At 68.9% G+C, this 17,702-nt stretch carries 19 protein-coding genes; 8 read left to right on the forward strand and 11 right to left on the reverse strand.

Features of this window, described 5'->3' with window-relative positions; translation table 11 throughout:
- The first annotated feature begins 92 nt into the window (after window positions 1-92).
- Both KXC42_RS15085 and KXC42_RS27345 read left to right on the forward strand, forming a co-directional pair.
- Window positions 93-2,108, forward strand: a complete 2,016-nt coding sequence (locus KXC42_RS15085; RefSeq protein ID WP_121209083.1) for a TPM domain-containing protein — start codon at window positions 93-95, stop codon at window positions 2,106-2,108.
- Between the two features lie 3 nt (window positions 2,109-2,111).
- Window positions 2,112-2,240, forward strand: coding sequence for a hypothetical protein (locus tag KXC42_RS27345; protein ID WP_024101348.1), 129 nt, complete (start codon window positions 2,112-2,114; stop codon window positions 2,238-2,240).
- Between the two features lie 81 nt (window positions 2,241-2,321).
- On the opposite strand, the gene KXC42_RS15090 is transcribed toward KXC42_RS27345, so the two are convergent.
- Window positions 2,322-3,713, reverse strand: a complete 1,392-nt coding sequence (locus KXC42_RS15090) for a glycine--tRNA ligase (protein WP_219129228.1) — start codon at window positions 3,711-3,713, stop codon at window positions 2,322-2,324.
- A gap of 176 nt (window positions 3,714-3,889) precedes the next feature.
- On the opposite strand from KXC42_RS15090, the gene KXC42_RS15095 reads away from it, so the two are divergent.
- Together KXC42_RS15095 and KXC42_RS15100 are read left to right on the forward strand one after the other, a co-directional pair.
- On the forward strand, window positions 3,890-4,273 hold the full coding sequence (locus KXC42_RS15095) for a helix-turn-helix transcriptional regulator (RefSeq protein ID WP_006554467.1): 384 nt from the start codon (window positions 3,890-3,892) through the stop codon (window positions 4,271-4,273).
- Window positions 4,270-4,686 carry a Fur family transcriptional regulator gene (locus tag KXC42_RS15100; RefSeq protein WP_006554468.1) on the forward strand — a complete coding sequence of 139 codons (417 nt, stop codon included), beginning with the start codon at window positions 4,270-4,272 and terminating at the stop codon, window positions 4,684-4,686. Before KXC42_RS15095 ends, KXC42_RS15100 begins: the two co-directional genes overlap by 4 nt.
- 18 nt (window positions 4,687-4,704) lie before the next feature.
- Here the strand turns inward: KXC42_RS15100 and KXC42_RS15105 are convergent, their stop codons facing one another.
- Genes KXC42_RS15105 through recO form a run of 4 tightly spaced genes read right to left on the reverse strand, consistent with a single transcriptional unit; the run spans window position 4,705 to window position 7,274 of the window.
- Window positions 4,705-5,262, reverse strand: a complete 558-nt coding sequence (locus tag KXC42_RS15105; protein ID WP_024101349.1) for a hypothetical protein — start codon at window positions 5,260-5,262, stop codon at window positions 4,705-4,707.
- Window positions 5,259-5,684, reverse strand: a complete 426-nt coding sequence (locus KXC42_RS15110) for a hypothetical protein (protein ID WP_006554470.1) — start codon at window positions 5,682-5,684, stop codon at window positions 5,259-5,261. The genes KXC42_RS15105 and KXC42_RS15110 overlap by 4 nt, the downstream gene beginning before the upstream one ends.
- Window positions 5,681-6,487, reverse strand: coding sequence for an isoprenyl transferase (locus KXC42_RS15115; protein ID WP_050993415.1), 807 nt, complete (start codon window positions 6,485-6,487; stop codon window positions 5,681-5,683). The genes KXC42_RS15110 and KXC42_RS15115 overlap by 4 nt, the downstream gene beginning before the upstream one ends.
- Window positions 6,444-7,274: a DNA repair protein RecO gene (gene recO / locus KXC42_RS15120; protein WP_072740431.1), complete on the reverse strand. Its 831-nt coding sequence runs from the start codon at window positions 7,272-7,274 to the stop codon at window positions 6,444-6,446. Before recO ends, KXC42_RS15115 begins: the two co-directional genes overlap by 44 nt.
- Before the next feature lie 103 nt (window positions 7,275-7,377).
- On the opposite strand from recO, the gene KXC42_RS15125 reads away from it, so the two are divergent.
- The 3 genes from KXC42_RS15125 to KXC42_RS27350 all read left to right on the forward strand — a co-directional run bounded on the left by KXC42_RS15125 (window position 7,378) and on the right by KXC42_RS27350 (window position 10,343).
- Window positions 7,378-8,787 (forward strand): amidase, encoded by a 1,410-nt coding sequence (locus KXC42_RS15125; RefSeq protein WP_006554473.1) that lies wholly within the window; start codon window positions 7,378-7,380, stop codon window positions 8,785-8,787.
- Entirely contained in the window at window positions 8,778-9,353 is a 576-nt protein-coding gene (locus KXC42_RS15130; protein WP_033097766.1) for a TetR/AcrR family transcriptional regulator, read from the forward strand. Before KXC42_RS15125 ends, KXC42_RS15130 begins: the two co-directional genes overlap by 10 nt.
- A 231-nt stretch (window positions 9,354-9,584) precedes the next feature.
- Window positions 9,585-10,343, forward strand: coding sequence for a hypothetical protein (locus tag KXC42_RS27350; RefSeq protein WP_052040098.1), 759 nt, complete (start codon window positions 9,585-9,587; stop codon window positions 10,341-10,343).
- A 114-nt stretch (window positions 10,344-10,457) separates the two neighbouring features.
- Here KXC42_RS27350 and era read toward each other — a convergent pair whose 3' ends face one another.
- From era to KXC42_RS15160, 5 genes are all read right to left on the reverse strand, one after another.
- A complete protein-coding gene (era, locus tag KXC42_RS15140; RefSeq protein WP_024101353.1) occupies window positions 10,458-11,375 on the reverse strand; it encodes a GTPase Era in 918 nt (305 codons plus the stop codon).
- Complete coding sequence (locus tag KXC42_RS15145) at window positions 11,372-12,688, reverse strand: hemolysin family protein (protein ID WP_006554477.1); 1,317 nt, start codon at window positions 12,686-12,688, stop codon at window positions 11,372-11,374. Before KXC42_RS15145 ends, era begins: the two co-directional genes overlap by 4 nt.
- Window positions 12,689-12,746: 58 nt before the next feature.
- On the reverse strand, window positions 12,747-13,289 hold the full coding sequence (gene ybeY, locus KXC42_RS15150; RefSeq protein WP_006554478.1) for an rRNA maturation RNase YbeY: 543 nt from the start codon (window positions 13,287-13,289) through the stop codon (window positions 12,747-12,749).
- 49 nt (window positions 13,290-13,338) lie between these two features.
- Window positions 13,339-14,397 (reverse strand): PhoH family protein, encoded by a 1,059-nt coding sequence (locus tag KXC42_RS15155; RefSeq protein ID WP_006554479.1) that lies wholly within the window; start codon window positions 14,395-14,397, stop codon window positions 13,339-13,341.
- Between the two features lie 102 nt (window positions 14,398-14,499).
- Window positions 14,500-15,102, reverse strand: a complete 603-nt coding sequence (locus KXC42_RS15160) for a TetR/AcrR family transcriptional regulator (RefSeq protein WP_170318574.1) — start codon at window positions 15,100-15,102, stop codon at window positions 14,500-14,502.
- 181 nt (window positions 15,103-15,283) lie between these two features.
- On the opposite strand from KXC42_RS15160, the gene KXC42_RS15165 reads away from it, so the two are divergent.
- Complete coding sequence (locus KXC42_RS15165) at window positions 15,284-16,897, forward strand: MFS transporter (protein ID WP_219129229.1); 1,614 nt, start codon at window positions 15,284-15,286, stop codon at window positions 16,895-16,897.
- On the opposite strand, the gene KXC42_RS15170 is transcribed toward KXC42_RS15165, so the two are convergent.
- On the reverse strand, window positions 16,841-17,653 hold the full coding sequence (locus KXC42_RS15170; protein ID WP_094980307.1) for a S9 family peptidase: 813 nt from the start codon (window positions 17,651-17,653) through the stop codon (window positions 16,841-16,843). The two genes, KXC42_RS15165 and KXC42_RS15170, sit on opposite strands and share 57 nt — an antisense overlap.
- Between the last annotated feature and the right edge of the window lie 49 nt (window positions 17,654-17,702).

Here is a 17,702-nt window from a genome sequence, read left to right on the forward strand (position 1 = left end):
GCTCACCCCCTGATTCTGCCAGCGAACGAGAACGCGTCGACCGGACGACGCGCCGACCCCGTCCTCACCTCGCAACCACTAGATTCGATTCCATGGCACACGTATCGGCCGCACCGCTCCGGCGACCTGCAGCACCGCTCCGGCGACCTGCACGGTCCGCGCTCGCATTCGTCCCCGCCCTGCTGGCAGTGACCGCGTGGCTGCTCCTTCCCGCGGCGGCCTCCGCGGAGCCACCCTCGCGGCTCCCCCAGCCGATCACCGACACCGCGGGCGTGCTCGACGACGCCGACGTCGCACGCATCCAGGAAGCGACGAACACCCTCTACGACGAGCACGGCCTGCAGTTGTGGGTGACCTACGTGTCGAGCTTCGACGGACGCGACTACAACAGTTGGGCGCAGGCCACCGCGCAGGCAAGCAATTTCGGTCCCGACACCGCGCTGCTGGCGGTGGCGACCGACGACCGCGAGTTCGCGCTGTGGACACCGACGGGTTCGGAGATCTCCGAGAGCGAGCGCGACCGGATCAGCTCGTCCGGCGTCGTGCCGGCCCTGCGCAACAGCGATTGGGCGGGCGCCGCCGTGGGCGCGGCCGACGGGTTGAGCAACGCCCTTACGCCGTCGGCTGCTCCGGTGACGACGCTGCTCGTCGGCGGCGGTGTCATCGCGGCCGGTGGTGCCGGGCTCTACGCCTACAACCGGCGGTCGAAGAGGAAGCGCGCCGACGCCGGTGCCGCGCAGGCCGCGCAGGTCGATCCGGCCGACACGACCGCTCTGCGCGGTCTGCCGGTCGAGGGTCTAGACCAGTATGCACAGACCCTCCTGGTGGACACCGACAACGCGGTGCGGTCCAGCGCCGAAGCGCTCGAGCTCGCCCGGGGTGAGTTCGGGGACTCCGCGGTGGCTCCTTTCGACCGCGCACACCGGCAGGCACAGGTCGCGTTGGCGAACGCCTTCGAGATCCGTCAGCGCCTCGACGACGACATCCCCGAGACGCCCGAACAGCAGCGCGACATGCTCGTGCAACTCGTCTCCTCGTGCGGGCAGGCGAACCGCGAACTCGATGCGCAGGTCGAGGCGTTCGACAAGATGCGCAACCTGCTGCTCGATGCCCCGGCCCGTCTGGACGGCCTCACGCAGCGCGCGATCGCGCTGCAGGCCCGCATCCCCGAGGCCGAGCGGATTCTGGGGCAGCTGCACTCGGAGTTCCCGGCGGGCGCCCTGACTCCGGTGGTCGACAACGTCTCGCTGGCGCGGGAGGAGATCTCGTTCGCCGAGAACGCGATCGACCAGGGCCGCACGGCGGTGGCGCGACCGGTCGGTGAGCAGGGCGACGCCGTGCGCGCGATCCGCGAGGCCGAACGCGCACTGGGGCATGCCGCGACGCTGCTCGACGCGCTCGACCATGCGGCGGAGGACATCCGGCGCGCGATCGCGACGCTTCCCGCCGCGGTGGAGGACGCCGAACAGGGTGTCGCCGACGCGAAGCAACTCCTCGACGCGGGCGGCCCGGAACTCGTCGACGCCCTGAAGGCCGTGCAGGAAGCCCTCGACCACGCCCGGGCCGAGCAGCACACCGACCCGCTGGGCAGTTTCACGCGGGTCGTCGAGGCCGATGCGCGTCTCGACGAGTTGCGTGCCCGGACGCGGCAGGCGAAGCAGCAAGCCGAGGAGATGCGGCGCCGCCTCGAACAGGATCTGAGCGCAGCGCAAGCGCAGGTCACCGCCGCGGCCGACTTCATCGGGACCCGCCGCGGCGTCGTGGGCGCCCAGGCACGCACCCGCCTGTCGGAGGCGCAGCGGCACCTGCAGGCCGCGCAGCAGGCAGCCGAGTCCGATCCGGCGGCCGCCATCCAATACGCGCGGTCCGCCGCGTCGCTGGCCGCGCAGGCACTGCGCAGCGCCCAGAACGACGTGCAGCGCTGGAACAACCAGCACCGTCCGCCCCGCGGTGGTTCGTCGGGCGGCAACGTCGCCGGTGCCGTGCTCGGCGGCATCCTCATCAACAGCGTGCTCAACAGCGGCCGCGGCGGTGGCTTCGGTGGCGGTTTCGGTGGGGGCGGTTTCGGGGGCGGCGGCTTCGGCGGATCGAGTGGAGGACGCTTCTAGACCATGCGCCCGATCGCAGCACGCGCACCGGGCACCGGCCTGGAATCGGTGATCCTGCACACCCGCCGCGGTGACGAAACCCGTTTCCGGGACGTGGACTTCGAGTACCTCGATCGACGCTCGACGAGGTGACCGCTACGAGCACCCGGCTACGAAGCGACAGATGCCCTCCGGTCCGTCGGGACCGGAGGGCATCTGCGTCGATCGGATCGGTCAGCAGCCGATCAGGCGGTGCGCGAGGTAGCCCTCGACCTGGTCGAGGCTCACACGCTCCTGCGCCATGGTGTCGCGCTCACGGATCGTGACGGCCTGGTCCTCGAGGGTGTCGAAGTCGACTGTGATGCAGAACGGGGTGCCGATCTCGTCCTGGCGACGGTAGCGGCGGCCGATGGCGCCGGCGTCGTCGAACTCGATGTTCCAGTTCTGGCGCAGCTTCGCGGCGAGATCCTTGGCCTTCGGGCTCAGGTCGGCGTTGCGGCTGAGCGGCAGCACGGCGGCCTTGACCGGCGCGAGACGACGGTCGAGGCGCAGCACGGTGCGCTTGTCGACGCCACCCTTGGCGTTGGGTGCCTCGTCCTCGGTGTAGGCGTCGACGAGGAAGGCCATGAGCGAACGGGTCAGGCCGGCCGCCGGCTCGATCACGTAGGGCGTGTAGCGCTCATTGGTGGCCTGATCGAAGAAGCTCAGGTCGGTGCCGGAGTGCTTCGAGTGCGTCGACAGGTCGAAGTCGGTGCGGTTCGCGACGCCCTCGAGCTCACCCCATTCGCTGCCCTGGAAGTGGAAGCGGTACTCGATGTCGACGGTGCGCTTCGAGTAGTGCGACAGCTTCTCGAGCGGGTGCTCGTAGAGGCGCAGGTTGTCCTTGTTGATGCCCAGATCGGTGTACCAGTTCATCCGGTAGTCGATCCAGTACTGGTGCCACTGCTCGTCTTCGCCGGGCTTGACGAAGAACTCCATCTCCATCTGCTCGAACTCGCGGGTTCGGAAGATGAAGTTGCCGGGCGTGATCTCGTTGCGGAAGCTCTTGCCGATCTGGCCGATGCCGAAGGGCGGCTTCTTGCGCGAGGTGGTGAGCACGTTCGCGAAGTTCACGAAGATGCCCTGCGCCGTCTCGGGGCGCAGGTAGTGCAGGCCTTCCTCGCTCTCGATCGGGCCGAGGAAGGTCTTGAGCATCATGTTGAAGTCGCGGGGCTCGGTCCACTGGCCCTTGGTGCCGCAGTCCGGGCAGACGATCTCGGTCATCGGCACGGCGTCGGGGTCGTCGAGCTTGTTCTTCTCGGCGTAGGCCTCCTGCAGGTGGTCCTGCCGGTGACGCTTGTGACAACTCAGGCACTCGACGAGCGGGTCGTTGAAGACACCGACGTGGCCGGAGGCGACCCAGACCTGACGCGGCAGGATCACGGACGAGTCGAGGCCGACGACGTCCTCGCGGCTGGTGACCATGTTGCGCCACCACTGCTTCTTGATGTTGTCCTTGAGCTCCACGCCGAGCGGCCCGTAATCCCACGCGGACCTGGTGCCGCCGTAGATCTCACCGCAGGGATAGACCAGGCCCCGGCGCTTGGCGAGGTTGGCGACGGTATCGATCTTGGATTTGGGTGCCACTCGGTTTCTCCATCTTCGATGCGGTTTTTCGCAGCATGCGTCGATCTGTAAGCCTATCGCTCCTCGTTCGCAGCTCGAATTCGCGCCGGTTGACATGCACAACCGTGCATATCAAAATGGAATCGATTTGCAATAAGGCCCGCCGACCGGCGGCCGCCCCTGCCCCGAGGAGCCCCGTGAGCATCGACGCCGATCCACGCGAGTGCAGCACGGGCGAGCGCGCCCGCGGCCCGATCGGCAGCGACGCCCTGCCGTCCCCGGTCGATGTCTCCCCCGGCGCCCTGATCGCGGCCGGTGAGCTGCTGCGCGCACTGTCGGCACCCGTCCGCATCTCGATCGTGCTCGAACTGCGCGAGTCGGCCCGCTGCGTGCACGAGCTCGTCGGCGCCCTCGGCGTCACCCAGCCGCTCATCAGCCAGCATCTCCGCGTGCTCAAGACTGCGGGCGTCGTGCGCGGCGAACGCTCGGGACGCGAAGTGCTCTACCACCTGGCCGACGACCATCTCGCCCGCATCGTCGTCGACGCCGTCGCTCACGCCCAGGAAGGACGATCGCAGTGACCTCCGCCCGCAAACCTCTCGTGGGGGTCCGCTCGACCCGTCAACGCAGCGCCATCGTCGACCTGCTCGACAACACCGAGGAGTTCCGGTCCGCCCAGGACCTGCACGACGAGCTGCGCAAGCGCGGCGAGGGCATCGGCCTGACGACCGTCTACCGCACCCTGCAGTCGCTCGCCGAGGTCGGCAGCGTCGACGTGCTGCGCACCGACAGCGGCGAGTCGCTGTTCCGGCGGTGTTCCTCCGGGCACCACCACCATCTCGTGTGCCGCCACTGCGGCTTCACGGTCGAGGTGGACGGCCCGGAGGTCGAACGCTGGTCGCACGAGGTGGCCGAGTCGAACGGCTTCGTCGACGTCAGCCACACCGTGGAGATCTTCGGCAACTGCCGCGAGTGCGCCCTCGCTCAGGGCTGAACCGACGGCCCGCGGCCGTCAGCCGCAATCGCAGTCATCACAGCCGCAGCCGTCGGCGAGCAGGTTCTCCTCGTCGTCCTCGGCCTCACCGTCGAAGACCGACGCTTCTCCGCCGAGACGCTGCGCCAATGCGCGTGCCTGCTCGACGACCGGCACGAGCGACGCGACGGCCCGCACGAGATGGATCGGGACGAGCGGCGACGCCGCGACCCGCAGTTCGACGGTGACTCGGTCCTTGTCGAGGACGAACTTGACTTCGGGGAACTCGACCTGCAGGTCGCCGAGGACCTCGGCGGCGCGGGTGCGGCCCGTGATGCCCTCGACCAGGTAGGTGGTGAGCAGCACGAAGCCGCCCTCGGCGTCGACCGTCGCGTAGGTGAGCACGTCGTCGATCCAGATCGGGATCTCGCCGTCCTCGTCGGGCTCGGGCGCTTCCTCGAGAATCTCGGACAGCGTCTCCACCACAGCGGCGCGCAGCATGTCGTCGTCCTCGGTGGGGATCGCGACGGCGTGCGTCCCGTCGGCGGCGACGACCTCCTCGGTGGTGGTCTCGGCGTCGATGTCGGTGGTGGTCACGAATTCTCCTTGGGATCGGGGGTGCCGGCCACGGCGCCACGCGCGTCGGCGGCACCGTCGAGCACGAGCAACAGCATGGTGGTCAGCGCCGTGTCGTCGAGCCCGGTCGCGGGGAACGAGTACCGCAGCACGACGTCGGCGTCGGTCTCGCGTTCGATGAGGTGGACCGAGCCGAACTGCAGGGCGTCGGCGGCGGCCGCGACCCGACCGCGCACGGCGTCGTCGAGCGGAAGATCCCACGCGAGCACTCCGGTGACGGAGACCACGTCGAGTCCTTCGGTGAGCGTGACGACCTGCAGCGCGAAGGGCACGGCGCCGTAGTCGAATCCGAACGAGCCGTCGCCGTCGGCGGCGGACGACGGGGTGCGGACGTCGACGAAGGGCGTCAGCGCGCCCGCGATCCGCTCGCGCAGCGAGGTCACTTCACACCACCGAACCGCCGGTCGCGGGAGGCGTATTCGACGCACGCCGCCCACAGATCGCGCCGGTCGAAATCGGGGAACATCGTGTCCTGGAAGACGAGTTCGGCGTAGGCCGACTGCCACAGCAGGAAGTTCGAGGTGCGCTGCTCGCCCGAGGGCCGCAGGAACAGGTCGACGTCGGGCATGTCGGGCTCGTCGAGATACCGCGCGATCGTCGACTCCGTGATCCGTTCGGGATCGAGTTCCCCTGCCGCGACCCGGCGGGCGATCTCCCGTGCGGCGTCGGCGATCTCGGCGCGACCGCCGTAGTTGACGCACATCGTGAGAGTCATGACGTCGTTGTCCTTCGTCAGTTCCTCGGCGATCTCGAGTTCCTTGATCACGCTGCGCCACAGGCGGGGACGGCGACCGGCCCACCGGACGCGCACCCCCATCTCGTGCATCTCGTCGCGGCGGCGGCGGATCACGTCGCGGTTGAAGCCCATGAGGAAGCGGACCTCGTCGGGGCTGCGCTTCCAGTTCTCGGTGGAGAAGGCGTAGGCCGAGAGCCACTCGACGCCCATCTCGATACATCCGCACACCGTGTCCATCAGCACGGCCTCGCCGCGTTCGTGGCCGGCGGTGCGCGGCAGACCGCGCTCCTGCGCCCAGCGACCGTTGCCGTCCATCACGAGCGCCACGTGCTGGGGGATCAGCTCGGGTTGCAGCACGGGAGGTCGCGCGCCCGACGGATGCGGGTCGGGCGGCCGGATCACCCGCTCAGGCGATGGGGGCGTGGTACGTCGTCGAATCACGGTCCCCATCCTGCCGGACACCCCGGGCGACGTCATCAACCCGGTTCCCCGTCGCAGGTTCGGTGCGACCGCGCTCGACGAGGGGCAGCGAACGCAGTTGCCGTTCGAGATGCCACTGCAGGTGCGCGGCGACGAGCCCGCTGGCCTGGCGACGCACCGCCGTGTCGGCGGCCTCGGTGTCGGCCCAGCGTCCGTGGTTGAGCGCGTCGAGCAGCGCCAACACACCCGGGGCCGGGGTGGCCGCCCCCGGCGGACGGCAGTGCACGCACACCGCACCACCGGCGGCGACGTGGAAGGCGGTGTGCGGGCCGGGACGGTCGCAGCGCGCGCAGTGGGTGATCGCCGGCGCCCATCCCGCGTAGGCCATGGCCCGCAGCAGATAGGCGTCGAGTACGAGTTCGGGTGGCCGGGTGCGGTCGCACACCGCGCGGAGGGCGCCGACGGTGAGTGCGTGCAGGCGCGGCACGGGCGCGCGTTCCTCACCGGCGAGGCGTTCGGCGGTCTCGAGGATCGCGCACGCGGTGGTGTAGCGGGGGTAGTCGTCGACGATACCCACCGCGAAGGCGTCGAGGGTCTGCACCTGGGTGATGACGTCGAGACTGCGGCCCGGGTGGAGCTGGACGTCGATGTGGGCGAACGGTTCGAGCCGTGCGCCGAACTTGGAGCGTGTCCGGCGCACGCCCTTCGCGACGGCCCGCACGAGACCGTGCCGACGCGTCAGCAGGGTGACGATGCGGTCGGCCTCGCCCAGCTTGTGCTGGCGCAGCACCACCGCGTTGTCCCGATAAAGCCTCACGCCCCGAGTCTGTCATGTCGCGGTGACACGGGACGGTCCACGAAGGGACTCGACACCCAGAACGGGAACGCGTTATTGTTCGTTCGAACGAACGGGGGAACGAATGGACGCTCGAACCGACCTGCGCGACCTGAAGGCGACCGTCGAGGCACTCGACCGCGGCGAGACCACCTCCACGGACCTCGTCCGTGCGAGCCTCGACCGGATCGACGAATCGCAACCGCACCTGAACGCCTTCCGCGTCGTGCGCCGCACCACCGCACTCGACGAGGCCCGCGAGGCCGACCGGCGCCGCGCGAACGGCGAACGCCTCCCCCTGCTGGGTGTCCCCATCGCGATCAAGGACGACACCGACATCGTCGGCGAGACGACGATGTTCGGCTGCGCCGGCACCTTCGCCCCGAAGGACACCGACGCCGAGGTGGTGCGTCGCCTGCGGGCCGCCGGCGCGGTGATCGTCGGCAAGACCCACTCCCCCGAACTCGGCCAGTGGCCGCTCACCGGCGGCGACGCCTTCGGGCACACCCGCAGCGCGTGGTCGCGCGACCACACCCCCGGCGGCTCGTCGGGTGGCAGCGCCGCGGCCGTCGCGGCGGGACTCGTGCCGGCCGCCCTGGGATCCGACGGCGCCGGATCGGTCCGCATCCCCGCCTCGTGGTCCAATCTCGTCGGCATCAAGCCCCAACGCGGCCGGATCTCCATGTGGCCCGACGCCGAATCCTTCAACGGACTCACCACGCACGGCCCACTCGCCCGCACGGTCGCCGACGCGGCCCTGCTCCTCGACGTCGTGTCCGGGAACCACCCCGGCGACCGGCACGCGTGCGCGCCGCTGACCGTCTCCGACGCCGTGGGACGAGATCCCGGCAGACTGAACATCGCTCTGTCGCTGAAGATCCCGTTCACCGCGACACCCACCAGCCTCGACGCCCGCGTCCGCACCCGCATCGCCGCACTCGCCGCGGTACTGCGCGATCTCGGCCACGAGGTGACGCTCGCCGATCCCGACTACGGAATGACGTTCGGTCTCACCTTCCTCCCTCGATCCATGGCCGGTATCGAGGATTGGTTGTACCGCCTGCCCGACCCGTCCCTCGCCGACGTGCGCACCCGCGCCAACGCCCGCACCGGCCGGTTCCTGCACGGTTATCCGTTGCGGGCGGCGCGCGCGGTCGAACCGCGACTGCACCGTCGGGTCGGCCGCATCTTCGACCGGTTCGACGTCGTACTCGCCCCCACCACTGCCACACCGCCGCTGCCGGTGACGGCGATCGACGGCATCGGCGGCTGGGCGACCGACAAGGTCATCACCGGCGCATGCCCCTACGCGTGGCCGTGGAACGTGCTGGGCTGGCCCGCGATCAACGTCCCCGCGGGTTTCACCGAGGAGCGACTGCCGGTGGGTGCCCAGCTGCTCGGCCCGGCGAACTCCGAACCGCTGCTGGTGTCCCTCGCTTCCCAACTCGAATCGGTGCTGCGCTGGCACGAACACACCCCGGAGCGATGGTGGTGACCACGCGCGACGACGCCCGCTCGCGGATCGTCCACGCCACCCTGTACCTCGTCGGCACCGACGGGGTCGCCGGGGTGACGAACCGGCGCATCGCGGCGCGCGCCGAAGTGTCGCTCGGTTCGATCACCTACCATTTCCCCACCCAGGCCGACCTGCTGCGCGCCGCGCTCGAGTTCTTCGTCGACGAGGAGACCGAGCGGCTGCGAGAACTCGCCGAGCAGTATCGATCCCGGGCCCTGTCGCTGACGGAGGCCGCCGAACTCACCGAACGCGTCGCCCACGACCTGACCTTCACGGCCGAACGCATCGCCCCCTTCGAGCTCTATGTGCAGGCGGGGCGCGACGAGGAACTGCGGCGGGTCGCCGAACGCTGCTGGCGTGCCTACGACGCGTTGACTGCCTCCGTCCTTTCCGCGCTGGGAGTGCCGGATCCGGAGACGATCGCCCCGACGGTCGTCGCGACCATCACCGGGTTGCAACTGCGCCGCCTGTCGACGGGTACGGAGCCGGATCTGTCGGAGGCCGTTCTGCTGCTGCTGCACGGCGCGGCGGCCACGCGTCGCTGAGTTCCCTTCGGTCACCGGCCCCGGCGTGACGACGCGTTCACATCCGCGTCCGCGACGAAACACCACCGTCACGAATCATGCCGTGTGCACAGTTCTTTCGCGTCGCGAGTGGTTCGTCGGCCGATTGCCGAGTCCTGTCCGACTCTTCGAGATCGACATGTTCCGGCCGACGACGGCGGTGCCGCCCATCGATGCTCGCGGCGATGCTGCACCATCGGCGCCGACGAACTCATGGTGCGTCCCTTCGGGCGCTGGATGATCAACGGCCGTATCGCCTACGTCGTGCTGTTCGTCGTCACCTATCTGCTGTCGTTGTTCTTCTGCCCACACCTGCTCTCGCGATCATCGGTGCCGTGCTGCTCCCGGCGGCGATCAAGGCCGGGCTGTTCCCGGCGGCGATCAAGGCCGGGCTGCCGCCGCTCGGCCTTGATCGCCCTCGCGATTTCCGGACAGGGCGTGGCCCTCGAACATTGCGCCACCCATTTCGTCGACGGCTTGGTCCACGCGTTCAAGGCCATGGGAATCATCCTGCCGGTGGCCGGATTCGTGTACCCCGGCATCCCCGACTACTCCGGTTCGATCCTGGGACTCGAGGACGGCACCGGGCCGGCCTTCCTGTTCGACGCCGTCGAGAGCATCCAGACCCGCATTCCCGACAACGGTCTCTTCGCCGCGTTCAGCATGATCCTGATCGGCATGCTCATCGGTCTGGACGGCTCCGGCTGGGCCGGTCTGCCGCTTACCGGTGGTATCGCCGCTGCGCTCGCCCCGCAGGCCGGAACGGACACCGCAACGCTTGCCGCCCTTGCGCAGAACGCCGCGACCTGGACCGGCGGCGGCACCCGCGTCATCTGGTCGTCGCTGATCGTGGCCGCGGGCTTCTGCCGCGTCCCGGTCGGAGATCTCGTGCGACGACTCGCGATCCCGGTGGTGAGCGGATTGCTCGTCGCCGCTGTCGCCGCTTCGACGTCTCCGCCGCCGTCGCCATGACACCGCGGCCGGCGGAACTGATCGACCGCTTCAGCGCGTTCGTCGGCACCGACCTACCTCGCGTCGATGTGGGTCGCCCGGCCGATCACCGCGTCCACCCCGTAGGGCTCGGCGTCAGAATCCCAGACGGCCCAGCTGTTTGGGGTCTCGCTGCCAGTCCTTCGCGACCTTCACGTGCAGGTCGAGGTAGATCTTCACGCCGAGGAGCTTCTCGATCTGGGTGCGTGCGGCGGTGCCCACTTCGCGCAGCCGCGCGCCCCCCTTGCCGATGACGATGCCCTTCTGGCTCGGCCGTTCGACGTAGAGCAGGGCGTGCACGTCGAGCATTTCGCCCTGCTTCTCGGTGCGACCCTCGCGTTCGGTGATCTCCTCGATCACGACGGCGAGCGAGTGGGGCAGCTCGTCGCCGAGACCTTCGAGGGCGGCCTCGCGGATGAGCTCGGCCATCAGGGTCTCTTCCGGCTCGTCGGTGAGCTCGCCGTCGGGATAGAAGGCCGGTCCGGGTTCCATGTGCGAGACGAGGACGTCGACGAGGACCTCGACCTGCTCACCCGAGGCCGCGGAGACCGGCACGACCTCGCAGTTCTCGCCGAGGAGCTTCGACACGGCGAGCAACTGCGCGGCGACCTGCTGTTTGCCCACCTTGTCGATCTTCGTGACAATGCCGATGACCGGGGTCTTCGGCGCCATGTGGCGCACCTGCTCGAGGATCCAGCGGTCGCCGGGGCCGATCTTCTCGTCGGCGGGGAAGCACATGCCGATCGCGTCGACCTCGGAGTAGGTGTCCTGCACCAGGTCGTTGAGCCGCTGGCCGAGCAGGGTGCGCGGGCGGTGCAGTCCCGGGGTGTCCACGAGGATGAGCTGGGCGTTGTCGCGGTGGACGATGCCGCGGATGGTGTGGCGGGTGGTCTGCGGGCGCGACGAGGTGATCGCGATCTTGCTGCCGACGAGCGCATTCGTGAGCGTCGACTTCCCGGTGTTGGGCCGGCCGACGAAACAGATGAAGCCGGAACGGAAGTCGGTGTCGGTCATGCATGCTCCTCGGTGGTGGCCGTATCAGTATCGGTGGGTTCTTCTTCGGGGCTGACGCGCTGCACGAAGACGGTGCTCACACGCACCCGCCCGCGGACGTCCGGTCCGCCCTCGCCGCGGAGCAGCAGGCCGTGGGTCCGTACCTCCGCACCCGGCAGAGGAACTCGGCCGAGTTCGTAGCCGAGGAGTCCGCCGACGGTGTCGACCTCGTCGTCCTCGATGTCGATGTCGAACAGTTCGCCGAGGTCCTCGACGGGAAGTCGCGCGGAAACGCGGTAGGTGTCGTCGCCGAGTTCCTCGACGTCGGGGATCTCCCCGGTGTCGTACTCGTCGGCGATCTCGCCGACGATCTCCTCGATGACGTCCTCGATCGTCACGAGACCGGCGATGCCGCCGTATTCGTCGACGAGGATCGCCATGTGGTTGCGGTCGCGCTGCATGTCGGCGAGCAGATCGTCGAGGCGCTTCGAATCCGGCACGAAGACCGCCGGTCGCATGACGTCGGCGACGGAGACGCTGCGTCCGCCGTCGCGGTGGTAGTAGGTCTGCTGGACGAGATCCTTGAGGTAGACGACACCGCGGATGTCGTCGACGTTCTCACCGATCACCGGGATCCGCGAGTGCCCGCTGCGGACGGCGAGCGAGGTGGCCTGACCGGCCGTCTTGGTCTCCTCGATCCACACCATCTCGGGGCGTGGAACCATGATCTCGCGAGCGGTGGTGTCGCCGAAGTCGAACACCGACTGGATCATCCGGCGTTCCTCGTCGGCCACGACCCCGCTCTCCTGAGCGAGATCGACCAGTTCGCGCAGCTCGATCTCGTTGGAGAACGGGCCGTTCCTGAAACCGCGACCGGGTGTGACCGCATTGCCTACGCTGATGAGGATTCGGCTGATCGGACCGAGCAGGACACCGAGTACCCGCAGCGGTCCGGTGGCGGCGAGCGCGATCGGGTACGCGTGCTGGCGTCCGAGCGTGCGCGGGCTGACCCCGATCACGACGTAGTCGACGATCACCATCACCGCAGCGCCCACGACGAGCGCCCATGTGCGGTCCAGCACGGCGAGCAACGCACCGACGAGCACGACGGTGGCGGTGATCTCGCAGAGGATGCGCAGCAGCACCGTCAGATTGACGTAGCGGGGCCGATCGTCGAGCAGACCGAGCAGGCGGCGCGCACTGGGGCGGCCCTCCTTCGCGAGTTCCTCGGCGCGCGCCGCGGATACGGTGTTGAGCGCGGAATCGACAGCGGCGAACAGGCCGCCGAGCACCACCAGGACGACCGCCAGGACGACGAGGGGCACGGTACTCACGCGATCGTCACTCCCTCGATCGGTGCCGTCCGATCACGATGGCTCGCACTGTCGCCGCTCATGATTCGGGGGTGTCGACGAAACCGGCCTTGCCCAGCAACTTCCGGTCGCGGGCGGCGAGCCGCGCCTCGTGCTCGGCGCGGCGGATTTCCTCGTACCACTCGGCGAGGAGCTGGTTCTGCAGGCCGAACATCTCCTTCTCCTCCTCCGGTTCGGCGTGGTCGTAGCCGAGGAGGTGGAGCATGCCGTGCACGGTGAGCAGGGCGAGTTCGTGGGCCACCGGGTGACCGGCCTTCGCCGCCTGGTCGGCGGCGAACTGCGGACACAGCACGATGTCGCCGAGCATCGACGGTCCCGGTTCGGGAGCGTCCGGACGCCCCCCGGGCTCGAGTTCGTCCATGGGGAACGACATCACGTCGGTGGGGCCGGGAAGGTCCATCCACCGCACGTGCAGATCGGCCATGGTGTCGAGGTCCACGAGCACCATCGACAACTCCGCCGCCGGATGCACATCCATCCGGGCGATCACGAAACGGGCGACGTCGAGGAGTTCCTCCTCCGAGACGTCCATTCCCGATTCGTTCGAGATCTCGATGCTCATGACTGGAGTTCCTTCTGCACGACGGTATTCGGTTGATCTACAAGGGTGTTCATCGACGCTGCACCCGCTGCGCGCGACGTTGAGCACGGTTGCCGGGGATCCCGTCGCCGTCGCGGGTGGCCTCGAAACGGCTGTAGGCGTCGACGATGTCGGAGACGAGCCGGTGCCGCACGACGTCGCTACTGTCGAGTCGCGCGATGTGGATGTCGTCGATGCCGTCGAGGATCTCGGTGGCGGCGGCGAGACCCGAACGGGCGCCGCCGGGCAGGTCGATCTGCGTGATGTCGCCCGTCACGACGATCTTGGAATTGAAGCCCAGACGCGTGAGGAACATCTTCATCTGTTCGGCGGTGGTGTTCTGCGCCTCGTCGAGGATGATGAACGCATCGTTCAGGGTGCGGCCACGCATGTACGCCAGGGGTGCGACCTCGATGACCCCGGCCTGCATGAGCTTCGGGATCGCCTCGGGATCCATCATGTCGTGCAGCGCGTCGTGCAGTGGACGCAGATACGGGTCGATCTTCTCGTGCAGGGTGCCCGGCAGGAAGCCGAGCCGCTCCCCTGCCTCGACGGCGGGACGCGTGAGGATGATGCGGTTGACCTGCTTGGTCTGCAGCGCCTGCACGGCCTTTGCCATGGCGAGATAGGTCTTGCCCGTACCGGCCGGTCCGACACCGAAAACGATGGTGTGGGCATCGATCGCGTCGACGTACCGCTTCTGGTTCAGGGTCTTGGGCCGGATCGTCTTCCCGCGCCGCGACAGAATGTCGAGGCTGAGCACGTCGGCCGGCGACTCGGAGAGCCCCTGGGTGAGCATGCCCACGGTGCGACGCACGGCGTCGGGCGCGAGCGATTGTCCGCGACGGACGATGGTGACGAGTTCGGCGAGCGCACGTTCCGCGAGGGCGACGTCGGCGGGCGCTCCGGTCAGCGTGACGGTGTTGCCCCGCACGTGGATGTCCGCCGCCAGGAGGGCTTCGAGGGCGATCAGATTCTCGTCCGCGGCTCCGAGCAGGGGCGCTGCGGCCTCCGAGGGGAGGTCGAGGCTCGATTTGACCGTGGTCGGCTCGAATTCGGGGGGCTCGTGGGGTCGGTCTGGTTCACTCACGTGGACGGTACGTCCTGCTTTCGGTTCGGCTCCTGCACGACGGTCGTCGTGTTCGTGCCAGTCTAGCGCCGGACGAAGCGCACCCTCCCGCAACAGGGAGTTTCAGCGGGGTTGGATTCCGCCTTCACCAGAACCCGCCTCCGCGAGCCACCGCCGTGCCTCGGCGAGGATCCCGGGTGCCCGGTCGGGTGAGACCCCACCGAGCACGAGATTGCCCAGGACGATCGTGTCGCCCGAGTCGTCCACCAGCCCGAGATTGGCCTGCTCGAGTGTGGCCATCGTCAGGCCCTCCATCATCCCTACGAGCACGGGCGCCGGGAGGTAGTCGGAGAGCTGGCTCTGCGCGAGGCCGCGTTCGACGTGCCCGAGGACACGTGAGCGCACCGGGGAGACCAGCTCGGCGATGCGCTGCTCTCCCATCTCCTTGCGGGCGAAGGAGAGCAGCACGCGGTAGCGGTCGCCGATGGGCCAGGTCCGCAACGCCACGACCGCGAGCGCGACCGCGGGATCGTCCGGCTCGGGGTGGTCGAGAGCCTCGGCGAGTGCGGTCGAGGCGTCGTCGACGATCCCCTCGACGAGGGCTTCCCGGTTGGGGAAGTGCGCATAGACGGTGCGGCGGACGACACCCGCGGCTTTGGCGACATCGTCCATGCTCGCGTCGGAGTCGGCCGCAAAGCACATCACCGCAGCGTCGAGTATGCGCATGCGGTTCGCATTGAATCGGGTTCGCGGTCGTGTGACCGAGTTCTCCACGTTCTCGCCCTCTTCCGCTGACTGTGATCTGTCTTTCATTTTAGTTGCACACGGATGTGCAGCTGCGTAACTTGCACACCACCGTGTAGATCGGGGCTCAGGTCCCGGCCCGTGTCGCACCCGAGGAGAGCCCATGCCCACTGCCGTGACCCTCGCAGGAGGGACCGCAGCGAAGGAACCCTACCGGCTGCGCTGGGCCGGACTGGCGGTGCTGTGCCTGAGCCTGCTCATCGTCGTGATGGCCAACACCTCGCTCATCGTCGCCGCACCCGGCATGCTGCGCGAACTGCAGCTCACCAGCGCCGACATGCAGTGGATCATCGACGGCTACACCGTCCCCTATGCCGCGCTGATGCTGCTGTTCGGCGTGCTCGGCGATCGATACGGACGACGTCGCGCGTTGCTGGCGGGCCTGGTTGTCTTTGCCGCCGGCGCGGTCTACGGATCGTTCGCCGACAGCGCCGGCGACGTGATCGTCGCGCGCATCGTCATGGGGGTGGGCGCCGCCGTGATCATGCCTGCGACACTGTCGCTGCTCGTCGCGATGTTCCCCGTGCACGAGCGTGCCCGCGCGATCGCAGCCTGGGCCGCCACGTCCGGACTCGCCATTGCGCTCGGTCCCCTGCTCGCCGGATGGCTCCTCGAATCGAACTCGTGGGGTTCGACCTTCCTCATCAACGTGCCGATCGCGGCATTCGCGGCGATCGCGGCCCTGATCCTCGTGCCGGCCTCGAAGGCGGACGATCTCACCCGCACCGACTGGGTCGGCGGCGCCCTGTCGGTCGCTGCTCTCGGCGGAATCGTCTACGCGATCATCGAGGGGTTCCACTTCGGTTGGGGCACCGGGGTGATCGCCACCTCGATCGGCTCGGTGATCGCCGCGGTGCTCTTCGTGGTGTGGGAACTTCGCCACCCCCGGCCGTTGCTGGACGTGCGTCGGGTCGCGGACCGGACCGTCGGCGGTGCGTGCGTGTCGGTGTTACTGCTCTTCCTCGTCGCCTTCGGCGCCATCTACTTCGTCGCGCAGCAGTTCCAGTTCGTGCTCGGTTACGGCCCGCTCGAGACCGGTCTGCGTCTGCTTCCCCTCGCGGTGACGGTCTCGCTCGGCGCGGCGCTGAGCGGCCGGTTCGCGCCCCGACTCGGTGCGCGGGCCCTCGTGGGCACGGGCATGGTCGCCGCTGCGGCAGGCATCCTCACCTTGACCGTCACGGCCGGCGCCTCCGGCTTCACGCCCTTTCTGATCTCGTTGTTGCTGCTCGGATTGGGCATCGGCCTGGCCACATCCCCGTCCACCGACCTGATCATGGGCGGCTTCCCCGACTCGGACCTCGGAGCGGCGGGCGGGTTGAACGACACCGCAGTGGAATTCGGCGGGTCTCTGGGCATCGCCGTGCTCGGCTCGATCCTCGCGACCACCTATCACCGCGAGATCTCCGGGTTCCTCGACGGATTGCCGTTGGCGGACCTGACAGGTCCGATGGCCGATCAGGCCGCGATGGCGATCGAGGCGGCCGGCGATTCGGTGGGCGGTGCGGCGATCGTCGCGGAGGAACTCGCAGCGAACCCATTCGCGGCGTCGTACGCACAACCGCTGCTCGACGCGTCGTCCGCAGCGTTCGCCGAGGCGATCTCGTCCGCGAGCCTCGTCGCCGGCATCGTCCTGCTCATCGGCGCCGCGGCGGTCACCGCGCTACTCCCCCGCGGACTCCACACCCGCACCGGCAGCGAGGCCGAGATCGGCCACTGACCGGACGGTGAGCAGGTCGAGCGATCGCGCCCAGGCCCGGGTGCTCCGGTTCAGGAAGGCGACGTGATCCTCACCGTCGAACAGCTCCAGCGACACCGGATCTCCTGCCGCGTCGGCCGCGTCGACGTAACGGTGCGCGACACTCACCGGCACCTGCTCGTCGGCGGTGCCGTGCAGCACCGCGACCGGCACACCGATCGGCGGCCGGTGCGTCGGCGAGGCCGACCGATAACACTCGGGTGCCTCCGCGTAGGACGCACCGAAGAGCGCCTCGAACGCCTCCACGCTACGACCGCGCTCCCCGGCGGTGACGAGGTCGAGCGCACCCGCCTGCGAAACCACGAATTCCGGTCGCACCGACGTGCTCTCACCCGCGAGCCACACCGCCAGCTGGCCTCCCGCAGAGTGACCGACGAGCCGCACACGGTCGAGATCGACCTCGACACCGCCGCGCTGCGCGTGCGGAACGACCTCGGTGAAGATCGTCTCGTACGCCGCGACCACATCGGCGGACATCTCGTCCCACGCGCCACCGGCCTCGAGACGGCGGTACTCGACGTTCCACGCCACCACACCGCGACGCGCGAGTTCCACGGACAGCGCCGTACCGAGGGTGAGCTGGTAGCGGCCGTGCCACGAACCGCCGTGAACGACCATGACGGCGGGAACGGGCCCCGTCACCGTCGCGGGGTCGGGTAGGAAGACGTGCCCGAACTGCTGCGAGTGGGTGCCGTAGGCGATCTTCGTACGAGCCAAGAGAGGAAATTCCTTCGATACGTATGGTCGGGACCCGCAAGCGATCCCG

It is taken from the genome of Rhodococcus sp. LW-XY12 (assembly GCF_019317345.1).
GTDB classification, from domain to species: Bacteria; Actinomycetota; Actinomycetes; order Mycobacteriales; family Mycobacteriaceae; genus Rhodococcus; species Rhodococcus pyridinivorans.

Bases quoted from the DNA above. Each gene is read 5' to 3' on its own strand.
- KXC42_RS15085 (WP_121209083.1), top strand. From the start codon at position 93: ATGGCACACGTATCGGCCGCACCGCTCCGGCGACCTGCAGCACCGCTC.
- KXC42_RS27345 (WP_024101348.1), top strand. From the start codon at position 2,112: ATGCGCCCGATCGCAGCACGCGCACCGGGCACCGGCCTGGAATCGGTG.
- KXC42_RS15115 (WP_050993415.1), bottom strand. From the start codon at position 6,487: ATGGGGACCGTGATTCGACGACGTACCACGCCCCCATCGCCTGAGCGG.
- KXC42_RS15125 (WP_006554473.1), top strand. From the start codon at position 7,378: ATGGACGCTCGAACCGACCTGCGCGACCTGAAGGCGACCGTCGAGGCA.
- KXC42_RS15130 (WP_033097766.1), top strand. From the start codon at position 8,778: ATGGTGGTGACCACGCGCGACGACGCCCGCTCGCGGATCGTCCACGCC.
- KXC42_RS27350 (WP_052040098.1), top strand. From the start codon at position 9,585: ATGGTGCGTCCCTTCGGGCGCTGGATGATCAACGGCCGTATCGCCTAC.
- era (WP_024101353.1), bottom strand. From the start codon at position 11,375: ATGACCGACACCGACTTCCGTTCCGGCTTCATCTGTTTCGTCGGCCGG.
- ybeY (WP_006554478.1), bottom strand. From the start codon at position 13,289: ATGAGCATCGAGATCTCGAACGAATCGGGAATGGACGTCTCGGAGGAG.
- KXC42_RS15160 (WP_170318574.1), bottom strand. From the start codon at position 15,102: ATGCGCATACTCGACGCTGCGGTGATGTGCTTTGCGGCCGACTCCGAC.
- KXC42_RS15165 (WP_219129229.1), top strand. From the start codon at position 15,284: ATGCCCACTGCCGTGACCCTCGCAGGAGGGACCGCAGCGAAGGAACCC.